The 25,143-nt window shown below is 65.1% G+C and carries 20 protein-coding genes and 1 pseudogene; 14 read left to right on the top strand and 7 right to left on the bottom strand.

Going from position 1 to position 25,143, the window contains the following annotated elements:
* Positions 1–23 precede the first annotated feature (23 nt).
* From LMF57_RS10240 to LMF57_RS10220, 5 genes and pseudogenes are all read left to right on the top strand, one after another.
* A pseudogene (locus tag LMF57_RS10240) lies at positions 24–1,135 on the top strand (efflux RND transporter periplasmic adaptor subunit).
* Positions 1,132–4,197, top strand: coding sequence for an efflux RND transporter permease subunit (locus LMF57_RS10235; protein ID WP_229289773.1), 3,066 nt, complete (start codon positions 1,132–1,134; stop codon positions 4,195–4,197). The pseudogene LMF57_RS10240 and the gene LMF57_RS10235 overlap by 4 nt, the downstream one beginning before the upstream one ends.
* Positions 4,198–4,233: 36 nt before the next feature.
* Positions 4,234–5,511: a beta-ketoacyl-ACP synthase II gene (fabF, locus tag LMF57_RS10230; RefSeq protein WP_229289772.1), complete on the top strand. Its 1,278-nt coding sequence runs from the start codon at positions 4,234–4,236 to the stop codon at positions 5,509–5,511.
* Positions 5,512–5,513: 2 nt separating this feature from the next.
* Positions 5,514–6,125 (top strand): TetR/AcrR family transcriptional regulator, encoded by a 612-nt coding sequence (locus LMF57_RS10225; RefSeq protein WP_229291349.1) that lies wholly within the window; start codon positions 5,514–5,516, stop codon positions 6,123–6,125.
* A gap of 169 nt (positions 6,126–6,294) precedes the next feature.
* Positions 6,295–7,482 carry a serine hydrolase domain-containing protein gene (locus LMF57_RS10220; RefSeq protein WP_229291348.1) on the top strand — a complete coding sequence of 396 codons (1,188 nt, stop codon included), beginning with the start codon at positions 6,295–6,297 and terminating at the stop codon, positions 7,480–7,482.
* A gap of 12 nt (positions 7,483–7,494) precedes the next feature.
* Here LMF57_RS10220 and LMF57_RS10215 read toward each other — a convergent pair whose 3' ends face one another.
* The 5 genes from LMF57_RS10215 to chrA form a co-directional block, all read right to left on the bottom strand.
* Positions 7,495–9,096, bottom strand: coding sequence for a phosphoethanolamine--lipid A transferase (locus tag LMF57_RS10215; RefSeq protein ID WP_229291347.1), 1,602 nt, complete (start codon positions 9,094–9,096; stop codon positions 7,495–7,497).
* A 112-nt stretch (positions 9,097–9,208) separates the two neighbouring features.
* Entirely contained in the window at positions 9,209–9,601 is a 393-nt protein-coding gene (locus LMF57_RS10210) for a diacylglycerol kinase (RefSeq protein ID WP_229291346.1), read from the bottom strand.
* Between the two features lie 60 nt (positions 9,602–9,661).
* Positions 9,662–10,918: a HAMP domain-containing sensor histidine kinase gene (locus LMF57_RS10205; protein WP_229291345.1), complete on the bottom strand. Its 1,257-nt coding sequence runs from the start codon at positions 10,916–10,918 to the stop codon at positions 9,662–9,664.
* Positions 10,919–10,927: 9 nt separating this feature from the next.
* Positions 10,928–11,623, bottom strand: a complete 696-nt coding sequence (locus LMF57_RS10200) for a response regulator transcription factor (protein ID WP_229291344.1) — start codon at positions 11,621–11,623, stop codon at positions 10,928–10,930.
* Positions 11,624–11,728: 105 nt separating this feature from the next.
* The gene (gene chrA / locus LMF57_RS10195; RefSeq protein WP_229291343.1) at positions 11,729–12,967 is read right to left on the bottom strand and encodes a chromate efflux transporter; all 1,239 of its coding nucleotides are present in this window, start codon (positions 12,965–12,967) and stop codon (positions 11,729–11,731) included.
* Between the two features lie 173 nt (positions 12,968–13,140).
* Here chrA and LMF57_RS10190 point away from each other — a divergent pair, with 173 nt between their 5' ends.
* The gene (locus tag LMF57_RS10190) at positions 13,141–13,488 is read left to right on the top strand and encodes an RcnB family protein (protein WP_117310420.1); all 348 of its coding nucleotides are present in this window, start codon (positions 13,141–13,143) and stop codon (positions 13,486–13,488) included.
* A 79-nt stretch (positions 13,489–13,567) separates the two neighbouring features.
* Here LMF57_RS10190 and LMF57_RS10185 read toward each other — a convergent pair whose 3' ends face one another.
* A complete protein-coding gene (locus LMF57_RS10185) occupies positions 13,568–13,846 on the bottom strand; it encodes a hypothetical protein (RefSeq protein ID WP_208082861.1) in 279 nt (92 codons plus the stop codon).
* A gap of 142 nt (positions 13,847–13,988) precedes the next feature.
* Between LMF57_RS10185 and LMF57_RS10180 the strand changes: the two genes are divergently transcribed.
* From LMF57_RS10180 to arsN2, 3 genes are all read left to right on the top strand, one after another.
* Positions 13,989–14,639, top strand: coding sequence for a hypothetical protein (locus tag LMF57_RS10180; RefSeq protein ID WP_140225095.1), 651 nt, complete (start codon positions 13,989–13,991; stop codon positions 14,637–14,639).
* Positions 14,640–14,690: 51 nt separating this feature from the next.
* Positions 14,691–15,104, top strand: a complete 414-nt coding sequence (locus LMF57_RS10175; protein ID WP_229291342.1) for a Rap1a/Tai family immunity protein — start codon at positions 14,691–14,693, stop codon at positions 15,102–15,104.
* 61 nt (positions 15,105–15,165) lie between these two features.
* Positions 15,166–15,582, top strand: a complete 417-nt coding sequence (gene arsN2 / locus LMF57_RS10170; RefSeq protein WP_208082860.1) for an arsenic resistance N-acetyltransferase ArsN2 — start codon at positions 15,166–15,168, stop codon at positions 15,580–15,582.
* A 24-nt stretch (positions 15,583–15,606) separates the two neighbouring features.
* Here the strand turns inward: arsN2 and LMF57_RS10165 are convergent, their stop codons facing one another.
* A complete protein-coding gene (locus tag LMF57_RS10165) occupies positions 15,607–16,644 on the bottom strand; it encodes a LacI family DNA-binding transcriptional regulator (RefSeq protein WP_324255968.1) in 1,038 nt (345 codons plus the stop codon).
* Positions 16,645–17,051: 407 nt separating this feature from the next.
* Between LMF57_RS10165 and LMF57_RS10160 the strand changes: the two genes are divergently transcribed.
* The 5 genes from LMF57_RS10160 to xylB all read left to right on the top strand — a co-directional run bounded on the left by LMF57_RS10160 (position 17,052) and on the right by xylB (position 25,132).
* On the top strand, positions 17,052–20,183 hold the full coding sequence (locus LMF57_RS10160) for a TonB-dependent receptor (protein ID WP_229291341.1): 3,132 nt from the start codon (positions 17,052–17,054) through the stop codon (positions 20,181–20,183).
* A 65-nt stretch (positions 20,184–20,248) separates the two neighbouring features.
* Complete coding sequence (locus tag LMF57_RS10155; RefSeq protein WP_117311906.1) at positions 20,249–21,007, top strand: SapC family protein; 759 nt, start codon at positions 20,249–20,251, stop codon at positions 21,005–21,007.
* Between the two features lie 3 nt (positions 21,008–21,010).
* A complete protein-coding gene (locus LMF57_RS10150; protein ID WP_117310415.1) occupies positions 21,011–22,030 on the top strand; it encodes a cupin-like domain-containing protein in 1,020 nt (339 codons plus the stop codon).
* A gap of 14 nt (positions 22,031–22,044) precedes the next feature.
* Positions 22,045–23,574, top strand: coding sequence for a tryptophan halogenase family protein (locus tag LMF57_RS10145; protein ID WP_229291340.1), 1,530 nt, complete (start codon positions 22,045–22,047; stop codon positions 23,572–23,574).
* Positions 23,575–23,638: 64 nt separating this feature from the next.
* A complete protein-coding gene (gene xylB, locus LMF57_RS10140) occupies positions 23,639–25,132 on the top strand; it encodes a xylulokinase (RefSeq protein ID WP_229291339.1) in 1,494 nt (497 codons plus the stop codon).
* The last annotated feature ends 11 nt before the right edge of the window (positions 25,133–25,143 follow it).

Here is a 25,143-nt window from a genome sequence, read left to right as displayed (position 1 = left end):
GACACCCCACTCCGGAAGGCCGCATGCGTCGCCGTTCTGTACTCCCAGCCATTTCCTGTGTTGTTCCGTTGCTCCTTGTGGCCTGCAGCAGGGCGGGTGATAGCGACCCCCGAACCGCGCCGCCCATCGTCCGGGTCGCCCAGGTGCAGCCGGACACGGGAAACGCGCGGACCTTCACTGGCATCGTCGCCGCACGGGTGCAGAGCGATCTGGCCTTCCGGGTGGGGGGCAAGATCACCGAGCGCCTGGTCGAGACGGGGCAGACGGTCAAGCGCGGCGACGTGCTGTATCGAATTGATCCCATCGATCTGAACCTGGCCGCAGCGTCCCAGCAGCAGGCCGTCATCGCAGCCCGTGCGCAGAATGTGCAAGCCACCGCGGACGAGGCGCGCTATCGCGACCTGGCGGCCAAGGGCGTTGTATCCCGGTCGGCCTACGATCAGATCAAGGCTGCCGCAGACGCGGCGTCCGCGCAGCTCAAGGCAGCCGAAGCCCAAGCCCGTGTCGCGCGCAATGCCAGTCAGTACACGGCGCTTGTTGCCGATGCCGATGGGGTGGTCATGAACATTCTGGCCGAGCCCGGCCAAGTCGTTGCAGCGGGGCAGATCGTCGCCCGGCTTGCCCGTGCAGGCAGTCGCGAGGCCGTCGTCCAGCTGCCCGAGACACTTCGGCCGCAGATCGGCTCGGCGGCGTCCGCTTCCCTGTTCGGGGCAAGTGGCAGGATTCCGGCACGGTTGCGTGTGCTCTCTGAATCGGCAGACCCCGCAACCCGCACCTTTGAAGCCCGCTACACCCTGGAGGACGGCAGCACGGCATTGCCGTTGGGGTCCACCGTGGCGGTAGCGGTTGAAGGCACCGCAGCTGCAGGCAGGGTGGGGGCGTTGAGGTCCCATTGGGCGCGGTGTTCGATCCCGGCAACGGGGCCGGTGTCTGGGTCATCGGGGGCGAGCCACTCAAAGCCCGTTGGACGCCGGTAGTGGTCAAGCGATTGGGTGACGACCAGGCCCTGGTTGAGGGCGCGTTGAGTGCATCCGACCGCGTGGCCGCGCTGGGCGCGCACCTGCTCCGCGAAGGGCAGGTGGTTCGTCTGGCCGATACCGCCACGACTACCGCTGGCAAGGGAGCCCACCCGTGAGTGGGTTCAACCTGTCGGCGCTTGCGGTGCGCGAGCGCGCGATTACCGTCTTTCTGATCTTCCTGGTCTCGGTTGCCGGCATCGTGTCGTTCTTCCAGCTGGGCCGCGCAGAGGACCCGGCGTTCACTGTCAAGGTGATGACAGTGATCACGGCGTGGCCGGGTGCCACGCCCACGGAGATGCAGGACCAGGTGGCCGAGAAGCTGGAAAAACGCCTGCAGGAGCTGCGCTGGTATGACCGCAGCGAAACATATACGCGTCCCGGCCTGTCTTTCACCACGCTGACCCTGCAGGACGGTACGCCTCCTTCCGAGGTGCAGGAAGAGTTCTACCAGGCGCGCAAGAAGATGGCCGACGAAGCCGCAAACCTGCCCGCAGGTGTCATCGGCCCGATGGTCAATGACGAATACGCCGATGTCACCTTCGCGCTGTTCGCGTTGAAAGCCAAGGGCGAGCCGTTCCGCGCGCTTGCACGCGACGCCGAAACCCTTCGCCAGCGCCTGCTGCATGTCCCGGGGGTAAAGAAGGTCAACATCATCGGCGAGCAGTCCGAGCGGATCTATGTGGAGCTTTCCCACCAACGTCTGGCCAACCTGGGCATCACGCCGCAGGCAGTGTTCGCCGCGCTGAACGGGCAGAACGCGTTGACGCCCGCCGGCTCCGTGGAGGCCAAGGGCCCGCAGATCTTCATCCGCCTCGACGGCGCGCTGGATCAGCTGCAGAAGATCCGGGATACCCCCATCGTTGCACAGGGCAGGACGCTGAAGCTGCAGGACATCGCCACCGTCAAGCGCGGCTATGAAGATCCGTCGACCTTCATGATCCGCAACGGGGGCGAGCCCGCCATGCTGCTCGGGATCGTCATGCGCGACGGCTGGAACGGCCTGGATCTGGGCGCCTCGCTCGACGCTGAGGTCAGGAAGATCAACGACGGCCTGCCGGTGGGGATGGTCTTGGAGAAAGTCACCGATCAGGCGGTGAACATCAGCGCGTCGGTCGACGAGTTCATGATGAAGTTCTTTGTCGCACTGCTGGTGGTGATGGTGGTGTGCTTCGTCAGCATGGGCTGGCGCGTCGGCATCGTGGTGGCAGCTGCCGTACCGTTGACGCTGGCCGCGGTGTTCATGGTGATGGCCGCCACCGGAAAGAACTTTGATCGCATCACGCTCGGTTCGCTGATCCTGGCGCTGGGCTTGCTGGTCGATGACGCGATCATTGCCATCGAAATGATGGTGGTGAAGATGGAAGAGGGCTACAGCCGGATCAAGGCATCGGCCTATGCCTGGAGCCATACCGCGGCGCCGATGCTGGCCGGCACCCTGGTCACGGCCGTGGGTTTCATGCCCAATGGCTTTGCCCGCTCAACTGCCGGCGAATACACCAGCAACATGTTCTGGATCGTCGGCATCGCGCTGATCGTGTCGTGGGTGGTCGCGGTGTTCTTCACGCCCTATCTCGGCGTGAAGCTTCTGCCTGAACTGAAGGCCGTGGAGCGCGGCCACAGCAGTCTCTACGATACGCCGCGCTACAACCGCTTCCGGTCGATCCTGGCGCGCGTGATTGCGCGCAAGTGGCTGGCCGCCGGTTCGGTGATCGGCCTGTTCGTGCTTTCGGTGGCAGGCATGGGGTTGGTGAAGAAGCAGTTCTTCCCCATCTCTGATCGCCCGGAGGTACTGGTCGAGGTACAGATGCCCTACGGCACCGCCATCGAACAGACCAGCCTGGCGGCCAGCAAGGTGGAGAAGTGGCTGTCCGCGCAGGAGGAGTCGAAGATCGTCACGGCCTACATCGGCCAGGGCGCGCCGCGCTTCTACCTCGCCATTTCGCCGGAGCTCCCCGATCCCGCGTTTGCCAAGATCGTTGTCCGCACCGACAGCCAGCAACAGCGCGATGCGCTGAAGGCAAGGCTCCGCCAGGCGGTGGCGGAGGGACTGGCGCCTGAAGCACGCGTGCGCGTCACGCAGCTGGTGTTCGGGCCTTACTCGCCTTATCCGGTGGCCTATCGGGTCAGTGGCCCGGATCCGGATGTCATCCGCGGCATTGCGGCCAAGGTGGAGCAGATCATGCACGCCAGCCCGATGATGCGCACCGTGAACACCGACTGGGGCGTTCGCACGCCAACGTTGCACTTCACGTTGGACCAGGACCGCCTGCAGGCGATGGGCATGACCTCTGCGTCTGTCTCGCAGCAGTTGCAGTTCTTCCTCAGCGGGGTGCCGGTCACTGCCGTTCGCGAGGACATCCGCACCGTCGAAGTGGTTGCCCGATCTGGCGGGGATACGCGCCTGGACCCGGCGCGCATTGCCGATTTCACTTTGGTCGGCGCCGGTGGCCAGCGCGTGCCGTTGTCCCAGATCGGCGCTGTCGAAGTGCGCATGGAAGAGCCGGTACTGCGGCGGCGCGATCGCGTGCCGACCATCACCGTGCGCGGTGATATCGACGATGCCCTGCAGCCACCGGACGTATCGGCGGCCATCAGCAGGCAGCTTCAGCCACTCATCGCCTCGCTTCCCGAGGGATATGCCATTGCCCAGGCCGGCGCCATTGAAGAGTCCGGCAAGGCGATGAGCGCCATGCTGCCGCTGTTCCCGATCATGCTGGCGATCACCTTGCTGATCATCATCCTGCAGGTGCGCTCCATCTCGGCAATGATCATGGTCTTCATGACCAGCCCCCTCGGCCTGATCGGCGTGGTCCCGACCCTGCTGCTGTTCCAGCAGCCGTTTGGCATCAACGCCCTGGTTGGACTGATTGCATTGTCGGGCATCCTGATGCGCAACACGCTCATCCTCATCGGTCAGATCCACGAAAACGAAGAAGCCGGGATGGAAACATTCCACGCGATCATCGAAGCGACGGTTCACCGGGCGCGCCCGGTGATCCTGACCTCCCTGGCAGCGGTGCTGGCCTTCATTCCGCTGACCCATTCGGTGTTCTGGGGAACGCTTGCCTACACGTTGATCGGCGGCACCATCGCCGGCACCGTGATGACGCTGGTCTTCCTCCCGGCGATGTATGCCATCTGGTTCAAGGTCCGAGCGGACAGGACCCGCGTTGCCTGAAAGTGGCCTGGATCTCTTCTACATGGGAAGTGAGTCATGAACATTGCCGACAAAGATCGCATCGTAGTGACCGGAATGGGTGTGGTGAGCCCGCTGGGCTGCGGCGTGGAAACGGTCTGGTCCCGCCTGCTGGCGGGACGTTCCGGAATTGGCCCGCTGGGCGATGCGCTTTCCGCCGGAACGGGCTGCAACGTAGGCGGCCGCGTGCCCGACCGGGTGCAGGATCCTGAGGCGGGCTTCGACTCCAGCGACATCATCGCGCCGAAAGATCTGAAGAAGATGGACCGGTTTGTCGAGTTCGCGCTGGTAGCCGCCCACGAAGCGCTTGCGCAGGCCGGGTGGCGTGAGGCTGATGAGCGTGGCCTGCTGCGAACGGCGACCGTGATTGCGACGGGGATCGGTGGCTTTGGATCCATCGTCAATGCGGTGCACACCACCGAAAGCCGTGGGCCTGGCCGGTTGTCGCCTTTCACTGCGCCTACTTTCCTGGCCAATATGGCGGCAGGGCAGGCGTCGATCCGGTACGGGTTCAAGGGGCCGCAGAGCGCACCCGTCACGGCATGCGCGGCGGGCGTCCAAGCCATTGGTGATGCGGCGCGCCTCATCCGGTCCGGCGAGGCGGACATTGCACTGTGTGGCGGCGCGGAAGCTGCGATGCATCGGGTCAGCCTGGGCGGCTTTGCGGCGGCCAAGGCACTGAGCACGTCGTTCAACGACACGCCACAGGCAGCGTCCCGCCCGTTTGATGAGCAGCGGGACGGCTTCGTCATGTCCGAAGGGGCAGGGCTGCTGGTGATCGAGCGGCTGGATCATGCGCTGGCGCGTGGCGCCACCCCGCTGGCCGAGCTGGCCGGCTACGGCACCACCTCTGATGCGTATCATCTGACTGCGGGCCCCGACGATGGCAGTGGTGCGCGCAGGGCGATGGAGATCGCGCTGGCGCAGGCGGGCATTGCCGCCGGGCAGGTCGACCACATCAACGCCCACGCAACCTCGACCCAGGTGGGGGATCGGGCAGAGCTTGCGGCCATGCGTGCCTTGTTCGGTGCCCGCCCAGATCTTCTGATCTCTGCCACCAAGTCCAGCACCGGGCACCTGCTCGGGGCAGCTGGCGGCATCGAAGCCATCTTTACCGTGCTTGCTTTGCGCGATCAGGTCGCACCAGCGACACTCAACCTCGGCCGCCCCGATCCGTTGGCCGAAGGGCTTTCGATCGTCGCCGGCGTGCCGCGCAAGGCTGGCATCGAGTTCGCGTTGACCAATGGATTTGGTTTTGGCGGCGTCAATGCCAGTGCACTGTTCAGGCGCATGTGAGCGTGGCTGCCTCCAGCGGCTCCCCAAGCAAAACCGCCCTGCGCTGGGAAGGTGCACGGGCGTTGAGCCGGCGCTGGATGCTGGATGCCGCCGGCACTGTGTTTGCTGAAGAAGGGTTCGAGAACGCGACGATGAAGCGCATTGCCGAGGTCTGTGGCGTTACCAAGGTCACGATCTATGCGCACTATCGTGACAAGGCGCGGCTCTACAGGGCGGTCATGGACGGCCATCTGGCATCGATACCGGATGCCCGGCTCGACGCGCACGGAGCAATGGATCTTGGTGATGTGCTGATGCGCATCAGTGACGGCATCGAACGGTTGGCAGCGGACCCGGCATGCCAAGCCTTCTGCCGGACGCTGTCGCGTTCTGATCATGCGCGTGATGTCTACATGGAACACTGGAACACGAAACTGGAACCGTATCTGGACCTTGCGACACGAGCGATGGCGAGCGCCCCGGTCCGCTCGAGCCACCCGGGTGATAGTGAGAAGTTCCTCAGGCTCATCCTCACAGAACATGGCCTGCCTCATGGGGCGATGCCCGTGTCCGGGAGTGAAGCAACCGTGGCGCTCTTCATGCGCGCCTATGGGATGACGCTGCCGGAGGCCTGAAAGACTCCCCGGGAACATTGAGTCGATGCCTCAAGGCCATCCGGCTTTCGCCATGGCCCGACCAGGCATTCAGCGCACGCCCGATTCCGGTCCAGCAAGCATGACTTCATGCACTGCAGATTGACTACAAATGTAGTCATTGTCTCTGTGTCCATTGAAGGAGCCCGCCATGAGAGCATGTCTGCTTGCCTGCATAGTCTTCCTGGTATTACACCCGTTTGTGGCCGCAGCCAACACGCCTGATGCCTTGGCAGCGATAGAGCGGAATGCCCGCAACGCGCATTCCGACGCGGTCTACATTGAAAGCGGGCGCGGGGTGCTGCTGCAGATCGCGCCGGCAGCCGGGGAAGACCGCATCCACCTGATGTCGGCGACCAAGTCCGTCGTCGCCCTGGCCATCGGGCTGCTGCTCGATGACGGCAAGCTCGCATCCATCGACGAACCGGTCAGCACGGTGTACCCGGAATGGCGCCAGGGCAGGAAGCGGGACATCACGATCCGGATGTTGATGGACCACACCTCCGGCCTGCAGAACGTGGCCAACGCGGGGGTGGAACTGGAGGGCGCGCCGGATCTGGTGAAGCTGGCGCTGGCGGCCGAAATTTCCAGCGATCCAGGCACCACCTTCGCCTACAACAACAAGGCGACCAATCTTCTGCCAGACATCGTGCAGCGGCTTGCCGGCAAGCCACTGGATGTCTATCTGGACGAACGGTTGTTCAAGCCGCTTGGCATCACCGGCCATGCATGGATGAAGGACCAGGCCGGGACGCCCATGGGCATGGCCGGGTTGTCGTTGTCGGCGGTTGATCTTGCAGCGATCGGACGATTGATGCTGGACGGCGGCGTCACCCCGGACGGCAAGCGGTTGCTGAGCGAACGCTCGGTAGCGTTGATGACCGCCGAAAGCGCGCGTTCCCCCGACGTCGGCCTGTTGTGGTGGCGCATCCCCGCATGGGAGCACTACCGATTGAAGGCCGGTGCAGCCACGCTTCTGAGCGCTCGCAGCATGGATGCCGTGATGCTGGACGCGCTGCTGGCCGCCGACGGCCAGGTATTTGACAGCAAGTCAGCGCTGATCAGCTTTCTGGCCGAACGGCTGGGACCGAGCTGGCCACAGCGCTACGCTGCGGAAATCACCGGGCGTGGACTGAAGCTCGGCGATATCTTCGACATCGACCGAGGGCCGGTAGCGGCCTACGCCGCCAACGGCTATCTCGGCCAGCACCTGGTCATTGTTCCCGACAAGGGCGTGGTGGCGGTAAGGCAGATTCAACGGCGGGATAGCCACAGCGCCCCGCTCGACGACTACGCCGCGTTTCCCATGGATGTACTGCGGCTGGCAGAGACGCTGTGACCGGCCAGCACGCTAGGGAATGCGGCAGCCCGCGAACACATCCAGTCCCGGCTGGTAGATACCGCTGCTGATGGCGAACAGTCCCAGCAGGGAGTGGAAGAGATTGTCGTGGCTGTAGGAGCCGGTGCCTGCAGCATGGCTCAGGCAGGCCAGATCAAGGCGGGCATGGGTTGCAAAGCCCGGGGAGAACCACATCACCATCGGCACCCGGGTCTGCTCGCGTGGCGCAATGAAGTAGGGCGTTCCGTGCAGATACAGACCGTGCTCGCCAAGCGACTCGCCGTGATCGGAGACATAGATCAGTGCAACGTCACGCTGCTCCGAATAGGTCTGCAGCAGGTCGATGGCCTTGCCCAGCAGCCGGTCGGTATAGACCAGCGTATTGTCGTAGGTGTTGGTCAGCGCTTCGTTGCTGCACTTCTGTATCTGGTTGCTGTCGCAGGTAGGGCTGAATGCCTTGGAGTCGGCGGGATAGCGTTCAAAGTAGGTGGGGCCATGGCTGCCCAGCTGGTGCAGCACGATCAGACCATCACCCTGCATGGCCGCGATGCGCGTGTCCAGCTGGTGCAGCAGGATCTCGTCATGGCAGGTGCCGTCCTTGTTCACGCACAACCCAGGCACCTTCAGCGGCGGCATGTCGTCGGTGGGAATGCGGTTGCACACGCCCTTGCAGCCACCGTTGTTGTTGTCGCGCCAGAGCACGCTGGCGCCGGTGCGCTGCAGGATGTCCAGTACGTTCTCTTCCGATGCCGCAGCGACGCCCTCGTACTGCGACCGCGGCATCTGCGAGAACATGCACGGCAGTGACACCGCCGTTGATGTGCCGCAGGATGCAACGTCCCGGAAGCTGATGACGCCGTCCTTGCGTGACAGCTGCGGGTTGGTCGGGCGCGGATAGCCGTTGAGCTGGAAGTTCTTTGCACGTGCCGTCTCGCCGGCCACCAGGATGACCAGGCGCGGGCGCTCGCCGGGCGTGCGCGCGGCGTCTTCGCCGATCGTGCGCAGCGGCTGTGCCTTGGCGCTGTAGCTGCTCCGGAGGTAGCCATAGGTGTGACGCAGGACGTTCAGCGGCAGCACCTGCTCGCGGATGTAGCGGTTGTTGCGGAGCAGCGACGAGTACTCCTTGTAGAACGCCAGGCTTACCGCAGCCAGCACCATCAGCGTCGCCAGCACGTTCCCCAACCACACCAGTGCCGCCCGCAAAGGGCGTCCGCTGTTTCCACTGCGCATGATCAGCAGAACGCATGTGGGCAGCGCGCCCAGCAACAGCACCGTCAACAGCAACGGCAGCGACAGGTAGGAGGTCATCTCAGCCTGGTTGGTCTCCAGCGCGTTCTGCACCATGTCGCGGTCGATCAGTACGTTGTAATGCAGCATGAAGTAGGTGCACGCAGCGCTGACGGCAACCAGCAACGCCAGCACTGGTTTGCGCGCATAGGGGAGCATGCCGATGGGCGTGAACAGCAGATTGAACAGGCACAGCAGAAGCACCGGAAGGCTGCAGAAGAACAAAGCGCTGCGCAGATCATGGATATCGATGAGAGACCAGAGCGTCTTCCAGAGAGCGATGTTTCCCAGCGTGGTGAAGAACAATGCCGTGCACCAGACAAGCATGATCGGATGTTGCGGGACAGACCTGAAGCATGAACGCACGTGCAGAATCCGCTGAGCCAGAAGTGCGCGCAGTATCTGGACGCGTTCATCAGGAAGTTGTCAGGTTCCTTGCTCATCCCATCAGGACCACGGCCCACACCGTAGCCACCATCAGCAGGGCCGTGCTCTGTGCGGCACTGCCCATGTCCTTGGCGTTCTTGGAAAGCGGATGGTGTTCCAGAGAGATGCGATCGACCACCGCTTCGATGGCCGAGTTGAGCAGCTCCACCAGCAGGCTGATGAAGCAGACCATCAGCATCAGGGCGCGCTCGCTGCGGCTGACCTCCAGCAGGAGCGCGACGGTTGCCAGCGCGGCATGCAGCAACAGCAGCTGCCGGAACGCGGCCTCACCCTTGAATGTCGCGACGAAACCGTCGCGGGAATGGATCATGGTATGCAGGATGCGGCGCAGCCCGGTCTTGCCGTGCGCGTACTTGCCGTTGCCCTTGGGTTGCCCTGGCTGCATTTCGTACCTGCCCTCATGAAGAGATCCGGCAAGGGTGGAAGGAGCAATGTCAGGAAGCTGTCAGGTATCGGCTGCGGCTGGGCGCATCTGCAGGGTGAAGCAGCAGCCTCGCACCGAGGTCTCGACCGTCATCTGCCAGCCAAGATGCTCGACCACGCGCTGCACGATGGACAGGCCCAGACCTTCGCCGCTCTGCCGGGCGCTGGTCACGAAGCGCTGGAACTGCTGCGCGTCGATGCTGGACGGCAGCCCCGGGCCGGTATCGGCAACCCGCAGCGTGGTGCCACGCAGTTCCACCCGTACCTCGCCTTCCTCCGTGTACTGGCACGCATTGCGCAGCAGGTTCCAGATCACGCTCTGTGCCAGCACGTCATTGGTCAGCAGCTGCTCGTCCTGCGCAGCGTCAAGGGTCAGGCGCACCGGCTTTCCTGCCAGCCACGGCACGCATCGCGCCATGCATTCCTCGATCACCGGGCGCAGCAGCAGGTTGCTGCGTGGCACTGTCCTGGGGTCGCGGGAAAGCAGCAGCAGGCAGGTGAGCTGGCGCTGCATTTCCTGCGTGGTCCGCACAATGCGCTCGGCACTGGCCAGCAGCCGGCTGTCGGCCGGCAGCTGGTGCTGCAGCGTTTCGGCGGCGCCACCGATGATCGCCAGTGGTGTGCGCAGTTCATGGCTGGCGTCGCCGGCGAAGCATTGTTCACGCTGCAGGAACTGCTCAAGTTCGTCGCTGTGCTGGGCAAAGGCGCGCGCCAGAACGCCGATCTCGTCGCGCGCGTCCTGGAAGGGAAAGGGCTTGTGCTTGTTCTGCACGGCATCAGCCAGGCGCGTAATGGGCGCGATGACGTGGGCCGACGTCCGGCGACCAATCCAGAACGCACAGAACACGCAGGTCAGGATCACCAGCGCAGCAAAGGCGTTGATCAGGTGCTCGAGGTAGGCGTAGTGATCACCGTGCTGCAGCAGGTAGTAGCGCTGCCCGTTGCTTTCGAAGACCCGAAGGTGCCATTCGTTCGGTGCGGCTTCACCGTGGTAACCCAGCCCGTACCGGCGCAGCACCTGCGGAACCGTATGCGGATCAAACAGCTGGCTGCCTTCCGGCAGGTCCGGTTGCACGCCTTGGGCCAAGGCCACCTGCAGCCTGCGGACCTCCCGGTCCTGACTCATCGAAACCACGGAGGCCCTTACTTCGTCATAGTCCACCAGTTCGACCAGTACGATGAAGCCCATGGCACCGGCCATCAGCAGCACGAAGGCAACGGTGATGCGCGTTCTCAGGGTCAAGCTTCGATAGAGGGACTTCAGCGAGCGGGCATTCATGGGTGGCGACTATTCCGCGTGTGCTGGCGCCGGCGTGCCCAGGCGCCAGCCGACGCTGTGCACGGTCGCAATGAGTGCAGGGTCGAACGGCCTGTCCACCTGAAGGCGCAGTTCATGGATATGCGTACGTAGCGCGCCGCTCTCCGGCGGCTCGTCGCCCCATATCAGGTACTCCATCTCCTGCTTGCGCACCACCGCCGGCGCGGCACGCATCAGGCACATCAGCAGCTTGTGCGTGGTCGGTGTCAGGTTGAGGGCCTGGCCCTGGCGCCATGCCTGTGGCGAACGGGTGTCGACCCGCAGGTCCGCCCAGGCCAGCACGCTCTGCACCTGCCGGCCCTGGGCACGGCGGACCAGCGCCTTGATGCGCGCGTCCAGCTCCTTCAGGGAAAAGGGTTTGACCAGGTAATCATCCGCACCCAGCGCGAGCCCCTGCACGCGGTCTTCCACCGGATCACGGGCGGTCAGCATCAGGATCGGCACCGGGTTCTGGAACTTCTCGCGGAGTGTCTGGCACAGTGCCATGCCATCAAGGCGGGGCAGCATCAGGTCCAGCAGGATGGCATCGTAATCATGCTGCGTTGCCCTGCGCAGGCCGCTGGCACCATCCCGTGCATCGTCAAGTACGTAGCCCAGTGGCTCGAAGAACGCGTAAAGGTTGGCAACCAGCTCGGGGTTGTCTTCAATGATGAGCAGTCGTGTCATGGGCTACGTGCATCCGTGCATGAGCAGCGGACTTTGGACGATCACCTGTGGTTTGCCAAGTGCGGGGAGGTGCCGCACGACCCCGCCAAGCTCAGGCACAGAGTGCTACATGAGCCGCTGTACGGCCAGCGCAGCAGCGACGCACCACAGCACCACCCACGCCGCCGAGATCCGCGCAACCGCCAGCAGAGCAAAGCCCACCGCGGCGATCGCAAGATCGATCGGCGCGCGCACGCCTTCCGTCCACACTGGATCATGGAACGCGGCGGCCAGCAGGCCGACCACGGCCGCACCGGCCCCGGCCACTGCTCTGGCCGCCCACGGTCGGCACACCAACTGGTTCCATATCGGCAGTACCGACAGCAGCAACAGGAATCCCGGCAGGAAGATGGCCAGCAACGCAATCCCTGCGCCTACCACCGCTGGCAGACCCGATGACGCCTCTGCACCAAGAAACGCCGCGAGCGAGAACATCGGGCCGGGCATCGCCTGCGCGGCACCGTAGCCGGCAAGGAACGTGTCTGGTCCTACCCAGCCGCTGTCAACCACCGCATGCTGCAGCAGCGGCAGTACGACATGGCCTCCACCAAAGACCAAGGCCCCTGCCTGATAGAACGCGCTTGCAATGCGTGGTGCCGTCGGCACGGTAGAGAAGGGCAGCACCAGGGAAGCCGCCAAACCGGCGACAAAAAGCGCCAGGCTGATGGCGGCACCACGTGCGCCGTACCGGACCGGAAACACCGCAGCAGCAGGCGCCCTTGCGTGCGTGCACAGCCCCATGCCCAGCAGGCCGCCCAGTCCGACGGCGATCAACGATCCCCATGCATTGCCTGCCACTACCGCTACGGCCAGGGCGAGGCAGGCAATCAACGCGTGCCGCACATCGGGAAGCAGTTGCCGCGCCATGCCTACCAGACCGTGGGCAACCACCGCCACGGCCACCAGTTTCAGACCGTGGACGACCGCCGGGTAGACCCCATGATGCAATCGAGAGACCGCGGCGGCAAAACCAAGCATCAGCAGCGCAGAGGGCAGGGTGAATGCGGCGAATGCCGCCAACGCGCCCCGCCAGCCGCCCCGGAACAGGCCGATGGCGAGGCCCATCTGGCTGCTGGCCGGTCCCGGCAGGAACTGGCAGACCATCAGCAGTTGGGCGAAGCCGGCATCATCGAGCCAGCGACGGCGCTGCACGAATTCACGGTGGAAATAGCCGAGATGGGCGATAGGCCCGCCAAAGGATGTCAGCCCCAGTTTGAGGAAGACCGAGAACACCTCCATAGCATTGCCGCGGCCTTTCATCGCGTCAGCGGCATCGGCTTCGGGCGGGGGCGGCGATCCGGTCACGGGCCGAGGATACACAGTCCCGATGTAGCTGATTGCAGGCGCCTTTTCGGACCAGGGAACGAGGCGGGGGCACGCTGAACCGTTACCGGCCGGGCGCATGGATTCGTTCACAGGCGCTGCTCTATATTCCGAGCCACGACGCCGCATACCGCGGCTGGACCGGGAGTATCCCCATGAAAACCGGACGTTTGCTTGGCATTGCCCTGGGTGCGGCAGTCTCCCTGGTGGCCGCCCCCGCTTGGGCCGATCCGCCGCACCATGCACGGGGCAACGGACCGCCGCCCCATGCAGGCGGCCCCCACAACCGCGACGCACCCCCGCCGGGCTGGCAGAAAAAGGCATGGCGCCGCGGTGACCGCTTGCCCTGGGCCGAGGTTGACCGCCGCTACTGGGTGGACGACTACGCGCATTACCGTCTGCGCGACCCCGGTCGCGGTCAGCGTTGGGTGCGGCAGTCGGATACGGAATACCTGCTGGTGGAGATCGCCACCGGCGTGATCATCGACGCCTTGCGTCGCTAGGGATTCCGGCACGGGCCCCCGGGCGGCACGCAGCCGCCGCGGGGGTAATGGCGGCACGACCGCCGGTGGCATCGCGCTCTCACCCCGGCAACTCGCACTTCATCTTGCCGTCCACGTAATACGGCTTGGGTACGTTCGGGTTGTCGCTGGTCTTCTCAAAGACCACTTCGAACGACGCTGCGTCGGGCGAGCCCCTGCGATCGGTACACGCGTCGTGGAGTCTTTTCTTGACTGCGGCAATGCCGGCCTCGCGGTTGGCACCGTCGGCGCTGTTGGTCAGGTTCACGGTTTCAGCCAGGGCCAAGGGGCTGAAGGCACACAGGCAGCCGGCGATCATCAGGGTATGCAGCTTGGTCAAGGGGTGCACCTCGCGGAAGTCCAATGAGGCGGTCAGCATAATGCGGGAGCGTTAACAGCACGTGCCCGGTTGCCGCAGTTGGCTTGGCTGACGTTGTTTGGTACAAGCCAAGCTGTCGAAGATCAGAGAATGGGCGCGAGCCATGTCCGAACCCTATTCGGCCCTGCTCAGGCTGCAGCTGCCGCGCGAGCGTCTTGCACGCTGGTTGGCGGCCCCGGTGCCTGCAGCATCGAGGTGGAATGACTGGCGATCCATCGCCGGCCGGTGGCGCCTGCCCGGCGGCGTCGATCTGGCTGCGTCCAGTGATGTGGAGCTCGGTGAATTCCTCTCCGATTGCACTGCAATGCTGGCCCGGCACGCGGACAATCGCGCAGCGTTGGCCGCCCTCCTGGAATCGGCGCAGGCGGAGAACATCAAGGTTGCGGCCTACGATCAGGCTGGCGCGTACTTCGTGGCAGGATCGCTGACGTATTCCGAGAACCTCTATGATCTGGTCGTGTTTCTGGCGATGGCGCGGGGCGCCGCCGATTTTCTTGAGCCTGGCGAGCACGGCGTGGCACTGGTGCACGACTACCTATGGGCCGAGGACGGTGAGCGGGAGACGGTTGCTGCGGTCCAGCTCGCCGGCAAGGGCGATTCCGGCTTCATGACGCCGGCGCAGTCCGGTGAGACCGCTGCGACCTTCGATGCAATGGTCGAGCTCATGCTGGACGGAGCGGACGACCCGCAGTTCACTCCACGCAATCAGTTCGACCGTATCCAGGAGCGCGGCCATGCGGCCCAGGAGAACTAGATGACAAGCACAGGCACCCGCAGGGATCCAGTCAGCAGGAGAGCACGCTGCTTGCCCGGCGCCCTCGTTCTCTGCTTCTGCATGCTGGCCGGATCTGCGCTGGCGCAGACAGCGCCGGTCACGCGCACCTGGTTCGTGAGCGGAGCAGAGTTGGCCAAGCTCCTGCAGGGCAGGGGTGAAGACGGATTCTGCAGCGGCGATCAGTGCCGGAACCTGTCGAGCGTCCGCGCGGGCGCCTACATCCAGGGCGTTGCGGATACAGGCCGAGGGCAGTGGTGTGGCCAGGGACATATTCTTCCCCATGAACTGGTCGACCGTGTGTCTTCGCACATCCGGCAGCTACCCGCCGAACGACTGCATCAGGATGCCGCATCTCTGGTCATTGAAGCGTTGGAGGCTGCGCTTCCCTGCCAGCAGGCGGCGTCCAGCGGCGACCGCGCCCACGCCGCGCAGAGTGGGCGATGAGCCCCTGCCGCCGCTGCAGGTCGCCTGACCGGAACAAAGCGAGAGCTGCCGCATGCGAGTGATGGAGACAGCGCTGTCTGCCGACGTGCTGGCCCTGCTGGAGGCCAGCGGCCTGCCTACGGAGGATCTGCGCGCAGGCAGGCCGATCACCTTTCTGGCAGCGTCGTTGAACGGAGAGCTGCTCGGTTGCGTGGGCTATGAGTCGAGCCGCGGCGTCGTGCTCCTGCGCTCGTTGGCGATCCAGCCGATGTCGCAGGGCAGGGGCCTGGGGCGGCAACTGGTGGTGGAGCTGGAGCGGCATGCCAAGGCGGCGGGTGGCAGGACCGTGTTCCTTCTCACGACCACGGCAGCACCGTTCTTCGAGCAGCTTGGCTATGAGCGTGTCGCGCGCGATGCAGCACCGGGATTCATCGCTGCGTCGACGCAGTTCAGTGAACTGTGCCCAGGCTCGGCCCAGCTGATGATGCGTCGGCTGTAGGCCGGCCGGGACCCGGCGGGTGCTTCAGCCGCCTTGTCCATCGATGTCCGGGGCTTGCCGCGTTGCGATCCGGGATGCCCGGCGTGCAGAGGACCGCTGCGGTGTCGATACCGAGGCCCGCGTGATCAACTGGTGCGCAAGCACGTGGTTGACTGTGGCGCGCCTTGAAGACGCGGGGCGGCGCATTTCCCGCAGCAGGATGTCTATCGCGTTGTCCGCCATCTCTGCGACAGGCTGATGGATGGTGGTCAGTTCCGGCCACACCATGGTCGCGGCGGAGGTGTCGTCGAAGCCAACCACCGAAAGATCCCCCGGCACCTGCAGGCCGCGGCGGTGGGCCACTGAAACAACCGCCGATGCCATGTCATCGTTGCTGGCGAAGATCGCACTGGGTGGCGGGCCCTGGGCCAGCAGCCGCTCGGCTGCCTCCAGGCCGGAACGGTAGGTGAAGCAGCCGGGTTGCACGAGCGCGTCGTCGTAGCCGATGCCGGCGTTGGCCAGTGCATCCTGGTAGCCCTGCCAGCGGTGTGCGCTGGCAGTCTGGTTCGGGTCGCCCTTGATATAGCCGATGCGGGTATGCCCGTGGGCGATGAGGTGCGACACCATGTCATGGCTGGCCTGGCGGTCGTCGATGCGCACGCAGGAGATCCTGTCGCTGAAGCGGCTGGAGGCGATGGAGACGACGGGAACGCCCGCGTTGACGAATACCTCGACGATGTCCTTCGATTCACACAGCGGCGGCGGAAGAATCACGCCGGCCACGGTGGTCGCGAGTTGCCGTGCCGCCTCGCGACGCGCCGGGGTGCCCAGCTCATCCCATGCAGCGATGACCAGCTGCGCCGCCGACCGGGTGGAACCGCGCAGCGCGCCGACCAGCAGTTCGCGCAGGTAGCTGGAGCTGGGGTTGGTGTAGATCAGGGCGATGCAGGTGTGCTGCGCCGCAGCCAGGGCGGAGGCAGCAGGGTTGGGCCGGTAGTCCAGCGCCAGCACGCTGCGCAGGACGCGTTCGCGGTTGCCTTCGCGTACCCCGGCATGGCCGTTGATGACGCGTGACACCGTCATGGCGGAAACACCTGCATGGGCAGCGACGTCATCGATGGTGACGGCGCTTGCTTTTCGACGGACCGCTTTATGGCCGTTTTTCAAGGCTGGATTCCTTTGCTGCGCTGCATGATGACAAGCGCGATTGCGGATGAGTAGTCTGCGCCGTGACGCGATGGTAGCGCTACCACTGAGCCGGTGTAAGGTCAGCGGATGCCCCCCCCCTTTACCGCGCGGCTGTTCCGGCAAGTCTGAAAGCGAGTTTGAGTCGCAGTGGGTGCAAAGCGCACTGCGAAGTTCGGTGTGGAAGACGGGCGTCGCCCGTACGTGCCCCCAGGAGGGGCGGTGCATCCATTCGATCGTATGTCAGAGGGGAGAGTCATGAGCGCAGTTGCTTGCCGTCGTACCCCTGGCCGGAGGGCTCGTCCATGAGCCGGAGGCTGGCGAAGTTCACATCCCGGGCCATGTTCACCTTTGTCGGTGGCGTCCTGGTCATCAATCCCGCATTCGCACAGGAGGCGTCAACGCCGGCACCCGTCGCCGGGCAGCAGAACCCGCCCAGCCCGACACAGCTGGACACCGTGCAGGTCACCGGCATCCGCAACAGCCTCAGCCAAGCCATGGACATCAAGCGTGATTCGGCCGGCGTGGTGGATGCGATCAGTGCGGAGGACATCGGCAAGTTCCCCGATACCAACCTGGCCGAATCCCTGCAGCGCATCACCGGCATCTCGATCGAACGCCGTGATGGTGAGGGTGCACAGGTAACGGCACGTGGTTTCGGCCCTCAGTTCAACATGGTGACGCTCAACGGCCGCCAGATGCCGGGCGCCGATGCGTTCGGTGCGTCGGGGCAGGTCGCCATCGGTGGCGTCGACGGCGGCACCCGTGCCTTCAACTTCGCCCAGCTGGCCGCTGAAGCCATCAATGGCATCGAGGTCTACAAGACCAGCCAGGCCAATGTCCCCAGCGGTGGCATCGGTGCCACCATCAACATCCTGACCTCGCGGCCGTTCGACCACGAGGGCATCGTCGCCAGTGCCGGGGCGAAGGCCGTCTCCGACCGCAGCCAGCCGTTCGGCGACGATCTGACGCCGGAACTGTCCGGCATCTTCAGTTACACCAACCCGGACAAGACTCTCGGTGTTGGCGTGAGCGCCAGCTACCAGAAGCGCAAGGGCGGTTCGGTGCAGGCCACCGACAACTACTGGAACGTGCAGCCGTGGACCGGCACGATGCCGGGCAACCCGACGGTGGTCAATGCACCGGCCATCGGTGCGCTGTATGCGCGGCCGAACGACCTGCGCTATGCCTTCTCCGAATTCGAGCGTGAGCGCATCAACGGCCAGGCCGTGCTGCAGTTCGCGCCGACCGATGCGGTGACCTTGACCCTGGATTACACCTATTCGACCAACGAGATCACTGAGAATCGTGGCGAGCAGGGCATGTGGCTGCAGAACAGCAACTACACCGACGTCGAATTCGATACCAGCGGTGCGGTTGCCACGCCGATCTACATCCGTGAAATCGCCGGCACCAAGGATTTCGGCCTTGAGCAGCAGCGCAGCATGCAGAAGTACAAGCTGGGTTCGCTCGGCCTGAACGCGGTCTGGAATGTGACCGACCGCTTCAAGCTCAGCTTCGATGCGCACAACTCGAAGAACGAAAGCCGCCCGAACGATCCGCTCACCGGTGGCGGCTCCATCTTCAGCAGCATCGCCGGCACCAACAACTGCACCACCGGGCCGCATTGCGGCGGCTCATGGGTGCAGGAAATGGTCTTCAACAATGGCCTGCCGATCGGCACCCAGGTCTGGTTCCCGAGCACGGCCGATGCCATCGCCAACACCAATGGCGTGGTCAATCCGGGCTTCGCGCCGGGCGAGATTGGTTCGCAGGTGTTGCGCATCAACTCGCAGACCCAGATCAGCGAGATCAAGCAGGGCCGTGTCGACGGCGAGTGGAGCTTCGACAAGGGGCGCTTCCAGTTTGGTGTGGACTCGAGCAAGCAGACCACCCACCGCATCCAGGCAGCAGAGAACTACAACACCCTGGGCGATTGGGGCGTGGCCAATGTTGACGGGGATGTTGCCAACGGCCTGATGGACCTGCTGCAGCCGGTCAACATCGTCGGGCTGTTCAACGACTTCAATGCCAACAGCTTCACGGCCTGGCGCGGCGATGCAGGTCGCCTTGCGCAGTGGGCGGCGGACAATTATGGGGCCAACCTCGGCGTGAGCCCGCAGCGCGCCGCCGACAACCTGGTGGAAGAGAAGACGAAGTCGGCCTACTTCCAGGTCGAGCTGGATGGTGAGCTGGGTGGCCGACGCACCAGTACCCGTCTGGGCGTGCGCTATGAGACCACCGATGTGGTGTCGACCTCGGTCATCGCCATTCCTGAAGCCATCGAGTGGCAGTCCAACAACGACTTCCGCGTGGTGTTGTCCAACGAGCAACAGCCGTTTACCGAGAAGAACAGCTACAGCTACATCCTGCCCAACCTCGACTTCAGCATCGACCTGATGGACGACCTGAAGGGGCGCGTCTCGTTCGGCAAGAGCATCGCACGCGCGCCGATCGGCAATCTCTATGCCGGCCCGGGTGCGCAGCAGCCGTTCGGCTCGGTGCTGATCGATCCGTCGTCGCGGGCCAGCGGCACCGCCCAGAACCCGCAGCTGAAGCCGCTGGAATCGGACAACCTGGACCTTGCGCTGGAGTGGTACTTCGCTGATGCCAGCTACGTGTCGCTGACGTACTGGAACAAGTCGGTCAACAATTTCATCGGCAACACCATCGTCCAGGAGAACCTGTACGGCCTGAGAGACCCCACCTCCGGCCCGGATGCGCAGGCGGCCCTGGCGTTCCTCACAAGTGGTGCCTGCCTCACCCAGGTCGGTGCAGCCAATGCAGCGGCGTGCTCGGCCAACGACACCTCCCTGTTCACCGCGCTGGCCCTGCTGCGCAACAATCCGGCCGGGCTGGGTGCCTACAATGGCACCGACGCACAGGTGCTGGCGACCGAAGCGGCCTATGATCTGTACGGTACCGCCGCTGACCCGCTATACCAGTTCAACGTGAACCGCCCCATCAACCAGAACAAGGCCAAACTGAATGGCTGGGAGATCGGCGGGCAGTACTTCTTCGGCGACACCGGGTTCGGCGTCCTGGCCAACTACACCATCGTCAATGGCGATGTCGGCTACGACAACGGCGGTGACCCGGGCATCGACCAGTTCTCGCTCACGGGACTGAGCGACACGGCCAATGCGATGCTGATGTACGAAAAATACGGTTGGTCGGTACGGCTGGCGTGGAACTGGCGTGACCAGTACCTGATCCTGGCCAACCAGGGCGCCAGCCGCAATCCGTACTACGTGGAGGCGTACGAACAGTGGGATCTCAGCGTGAACTACACCCTGGATGACCACTGGTCGTTCGGCCTGGAGGCGATCAACCTGACCGGTGAGGACGTGCGCTGGCGTTCGCGCACCTCGCAGATGATCGTGAAGCTGGCTGACCAGAGCCCGCGTTACATGCTGGGTGTGCGTTACAGGTTCTGAACCGTGGGGTGCCGCTGCCACGGCAGCGGCACCCGTTCAAGGCTGCTGGCGGATTGGACAACACCATGTCGCGTTACGAAATGCTCAACAACATCGCTCATCGGGACCTGCGTGTGGCCACCGGCTTCGGCGCCGAGTTCGGCGACGCGGTGGGCATGGTGCCGGCCTATCCGAGCGAGTTCGCCGAACTGCAGCGGGAATATCCCATCTTCCTGCGCAAGGACCCCGCCGCGGGCGGCTGGCAGGCGGTGGCCCTGCTTGGGTTCGAACAGCACGAGAACCTGTTCCTGCAGGACGGTCGCTGGAACGCCTCCTACCTGCCCGGTGCCGCGGCGAAAGGGCCATTCCTGATCGGCTTCCAGGAAGGCCACATCGATGGTGCGCTTACCCGGGAAGCGGTGCTGCACGTGGATCTGGATCATCCGCGCGTGACCGCGATGCACGGCGAGCCGGTGTTCCTGCCACAGGGGGGTAACTCGCCCTATCTGGACCATATCGCCGGGGTGCTGCGCGGCATCCACGACGGCCATGCCTTTGCCGCGGACATGTTCGCCACGCTCGATGCGAAAGGGTTGATCCAACCGATCACGCTGGACGTGCGGATCGACGCTGAGCATCGGATCGGCGTCAACGGCCTGCATGCGGTCGATCGTGACCGCCTCGCGCTGCTGGAGGGTGCGGCGCTGGCCGAACTCAACCGCGCCGGCTACCTGGAGGGTGCCTATCTGATGCTGGCATCGCTGCACAACATGCGCCGGTTGATCGCCGAGAAGCAGCGACGCCTGCGCGCAGCGGATACCGCTGTCGCGGCCGGCAGGAACTGACCGGTGCTGGACGGCGTCGCCATGCGCACACTGGAAGGGCTGGATCCCACGGCGCTGCCGCTGCAGGCACTGGTGGCTGCCGGCGAGCCGGTGGTGCTGCGCGGCATCGCGCGCGACTGGGGACTGGTGCAGGCCGGGTCGCGTTCCCCGCAGGAGGCCATGGCCTACCTGCGCGGGTTCGAAGCAGGCGTGCCTGTTCCCTATTCCTTCGGCGGCCCCGAGATCGAAGGGCGTCCGTTCTACAACGCGGACTTCACCCGCTTGAACTTCGAGGTCCGGCGTGGCCTGCTGACGGAGGTGCTGGACGCAATCGCCGACCATCTCGATTCGCCGAGCCCGCCCACCTATTACGTCGCTTCGCTGCTGATCGCGCGTGCGCTGCCCGGGTTCGCCCAGCACAACGACGCCGGACTGGCGGGGCAGGGCATCGATGCTTCGGCCAGCATCTGGGTCGGCAACCGGGTGACGGCTTCCTGCCATTACGACATTCCGGACAACCTGGCGTGCTGCGCGGTGGGCCGGCGCCGCTTCACCCTGTTTCCGCCGGAGCAGATCGACAACCTCTACCCGGGGCCGATGGAGCCCACCCCGGGTGGGCAGGTGGTCAGCGTGGTGGATGTCGACCAGCCGGACTTCGACCGCCATCCGCGCTTCCGTGATGCATTGGCAAGCGCGCAGACCGCCACGCTTGAACCGGGGGATGCCATCTTCATCCCAGGCCTGTGGTGGCACCACGTGCGCAGCCTGGAACCGTTCAACGTGCTGGTGAACTACTGGTGGCGCAGTGCGCCTGCCCATCTCGGCTCACCCCTGCCGGCGCTGCAGCATGCGATGTGGGCCCTGCGCGATCTACCGGCGCGCGAGAAGCAGGCTTGGGCAAAGATCTTCCAGTACTACGTGTTTGGTCCCGGCGAGCAGGCAGGGCAACACCTGCCCGAAGCGGCCCGGGGTGAGCTGGCACCGTTCGACGAGACGCAGGCGCGGCGCATGCGCGCGCAGCTGCTGGGTCGACTCAACCGCTGATGGGGAGCATCGCATTGAACGCTGCGGACACTACACAAGGGCCGATCCGGAGAGTGGTGATCGCCGGTGGCGGCACCGCCGGCTGGCTGGCCGGCTGCGCACTGGCGCACCAGTTCCGCCAACAGCTGGACATCACCCTGGTGGAGTCCGAGCAGATCGGTACCGTGGGTGTGGGCGAATCCACCGTGCCGCCCATCCGCACGTTCCACCGCTTCCTGCAGATCGATGAACAGGAGTTCCTGCGTGCGGTCGCCGGCACGTTCAAGCTGTCGATCTCGTTCGAGAACTGGCGTCGCCCCGGTGAACGCTTCATCCATCCTTTCGGCACGATCGGGCAGGGCACCTGGGCCACGCCGTTCCATCACTTCTGGCTGGACAGCCTGCGTCGCGGCATGCCCTCCGAGCTGGGCGACTTCTGCCTGGAAAGCGCCGCGTCCCTGGCCGACAGGTTCTCGCTGCAGACCCAACCGCAGGTCAACTACGCCTACCATTTCGACGCCGGGCTCTATGCCAGGTTCCTGCGCGGCAAGGCCGAAGCAAACGGCCTGCGGCGGGTGGAAGGCAAGATCCGCGAAGTCCGCCAGCATCCCCATGACGGCTCGGTTGCGTCGCTGGTGCTGGACGACGGGCAGGTCATCGAAGGCGATCTGTTCATCGACTGCACGGGCTTCCGTGGCCTGTTGACCGAGCAGACCCTGCATACCGGCTATGAAGACTGGAACGAATGGTTGCCCAGTGATCGCGCCGTTGCCGTGCAGACCGACTCGGCCGCGCCGCCGGTGCCCTACACCCGTGCCATCGCGCACGAGGCCGGGTGGCGCTGGCACATCGCGCTGCAGCACCGGGTCGGCTGCGGACTGGTCTTCTCCAGCCGCCACATGTCCGATGACGAGGCGCAGGCCAAACTGCTGCGTGATGTCGACGGGCAGCCCCTGCGCGATCCGTGGCTGGTGCCGTTCCGCAGCGGGCGCCGGTTGCAGGCCTGGAACAGGAACGTGGTGGCGCTCGGGCTGGCCAGTGGCTTCATCGAGCCGCTGGAATCGACCAGCATCCACCTGACCATCAGCGCCGTGGTGCGCCTGATCCAGCTGTTCCCGTCCGACGGCATCACCCCTTCGCTGGTGGCGTTGTACAACGACGTGAGCCGCCAGGAGATGGAGCACGTGCGCGATTTCATCATCCTGCATTACCACGCCAACCAGCGCGACGAGCCGATGTGGAAGGCCTGCCGCGAGATGGCGCTGCCTGAATCGCTGCAGGTCCGCCTGCGCGCGTGGCGCGAGCGGGCCCATGCCTGGCAGGACCCTGGCGAGCTGTTCCGGGTCGACTCCTGGACCAGCGTCCTGATGGGCCAGGGCATCCAGCCCGGACCACCGCACCCGCTTGCGCGGGCCATCGGCGATGCGGACCTGCGCACCCTGTTGCATCGCATCCGGCAGCCGGTGCAGGAAACGGTGGCGAAGATGCCGACGCAGGCAGCGTTCATCGAGCACTACTGCAGGGCGGCGCCGGACGCATGGCAAAGGGGCAGGGCCGTGGCGTAGCCGCAGTGCGCGCTGTTGCATCGAATTGGTAGCGCTACCTTCAAACCACTACGGGGTGCAGTGAATGGAATTGGTTGCGGGAATCGACGCTGGTACGCAAAGCCTGAAGGTGGTTGTCTACGATCCTGAAGGGCGCAGTCTCGTGGCCAGCGCCAGCGCGCCATTGCAGCTGACCAGTGCTGCAGACGGCAGCCGGGAACAGCGGCCGGCCGATTGGGTGACGGCACTGCACGCCTGCTTTGCTGAGATCGATCCGGCGGTGCGCTCCCGGATTGCCGCGCTGGCAGTCTCAGGACAGCAGCATGGGTTCGTGCCGGTCGATGCGGCCGGGAAGGTGCTGGCACCGGCCAAGCTGTGGTGCGACACCAGCACCTCGGCCGAATGCGTGCAGATCATGGACGCCGCAGGCGGCACGGCGCGCACCATCGCGTTGGCCGGCAACCCGGTGCTTGCCGGTTACACAGCCTCCAAGCTGCCGTGGACGAAAACGCACCGGCCCGACACCTACGCGCGGCTTGCCACCATCCTGCTGCCGCACGACTACCTCAATTTCGTGTTGACCGGCGAGCGCTTCTGCGAATACGGCGATGCGTCGGGCACCGGCTGGCTGGATGTGCGCACCCGAACCTGGTCGGCCGAGCTGCTGCACGCGACCGATCCGCAGCGCGATCTCGCCGACTGCCTGCCGCGCATCGCCGCGCCCGAAGAGATGTTCGGCATCACCCCCGCCGCAGCGGCGGCGTTGGGCCTTCCCGCATCGGTGAAGGTGGCCGTCGGCGGTGGCGACAACATGATGGCGGCTGTGGGTACCGGCTGCGTCGTACCCGGTCGCCTGGTGATGAGCCTGGGTACGTCCGGCACCCTGTTTGCCTTCTCGGACACGCCCGTGGTCGACCCGGGCGGAGCATGGGCCGCGTTCTGCTCGTCGACCGGCGGCTGGCTGCCGCTGATCTGCACGATGAACTGCACCGTGGTGACCGGACAGGTCGCCGACGCCTTCGGCTTCAGCAGCCGCGAGGGCGACCGGCACCTGCAGGCCACGCCGCCCGGTGCCGACGGCCTGGTGATGCTGCCGTTCCTCAACGGCGAACGCACGCCGGACCTGCCGCAGGGCAAGGGGGTGCTGGCGGGCCTGGACACGACGAACATGACGCCAGCGCACATCTACCGCGCGGCCATGGAAGGGGCCACCTACGTCCTGAAGTATGGCTACGACGCATTCGTCGGCGCGGGCATGCAGTTCGAACGCATCGTGCTGACCGGCGGCGGCAGCAACAGCGCGCAGTGGCGGCAACTGGTGGCCGATGTGTTCGGCCTGCCGGTGGAGGTGCCGGCCCAGTCCGAAGGCGCGGCATTCGGTGCGGCATTGCAGGCCCTGTGGGCGTTGGGCCACGACCGTGGCGATGCCGCCTCCATCGCCGACGTCGCCGACCGCCACGTTGCGCTTGACCCGCTGCGTTCGGCACGCCCGGACCCCGCACGCGCCGAAGCCTACGCCACGGCCTACGCCCGTTTCCTCCGACATCTCGACGCGATCACGCCGCTGTACCGCGGCTGATCTCCTTTCCG

Origin of the sequence: Stenotrophomonas sp. SI-NJAU-1, from assembly GCF_020883215.1 — a bacterium.
Classification (GTDB): Bacteria; Pseudomonadota; Gammaproteobacteria; order Xanthomonadales; family Xanthomonadaceae; genus Stenotrophomonas; species Stenotrophomonas indicatrix.
The sequence above is the reverse complement of the archived record's forward strand: the minus strand, read 5'-3'. Positions and strand labels throughout refer to the sequence as shown.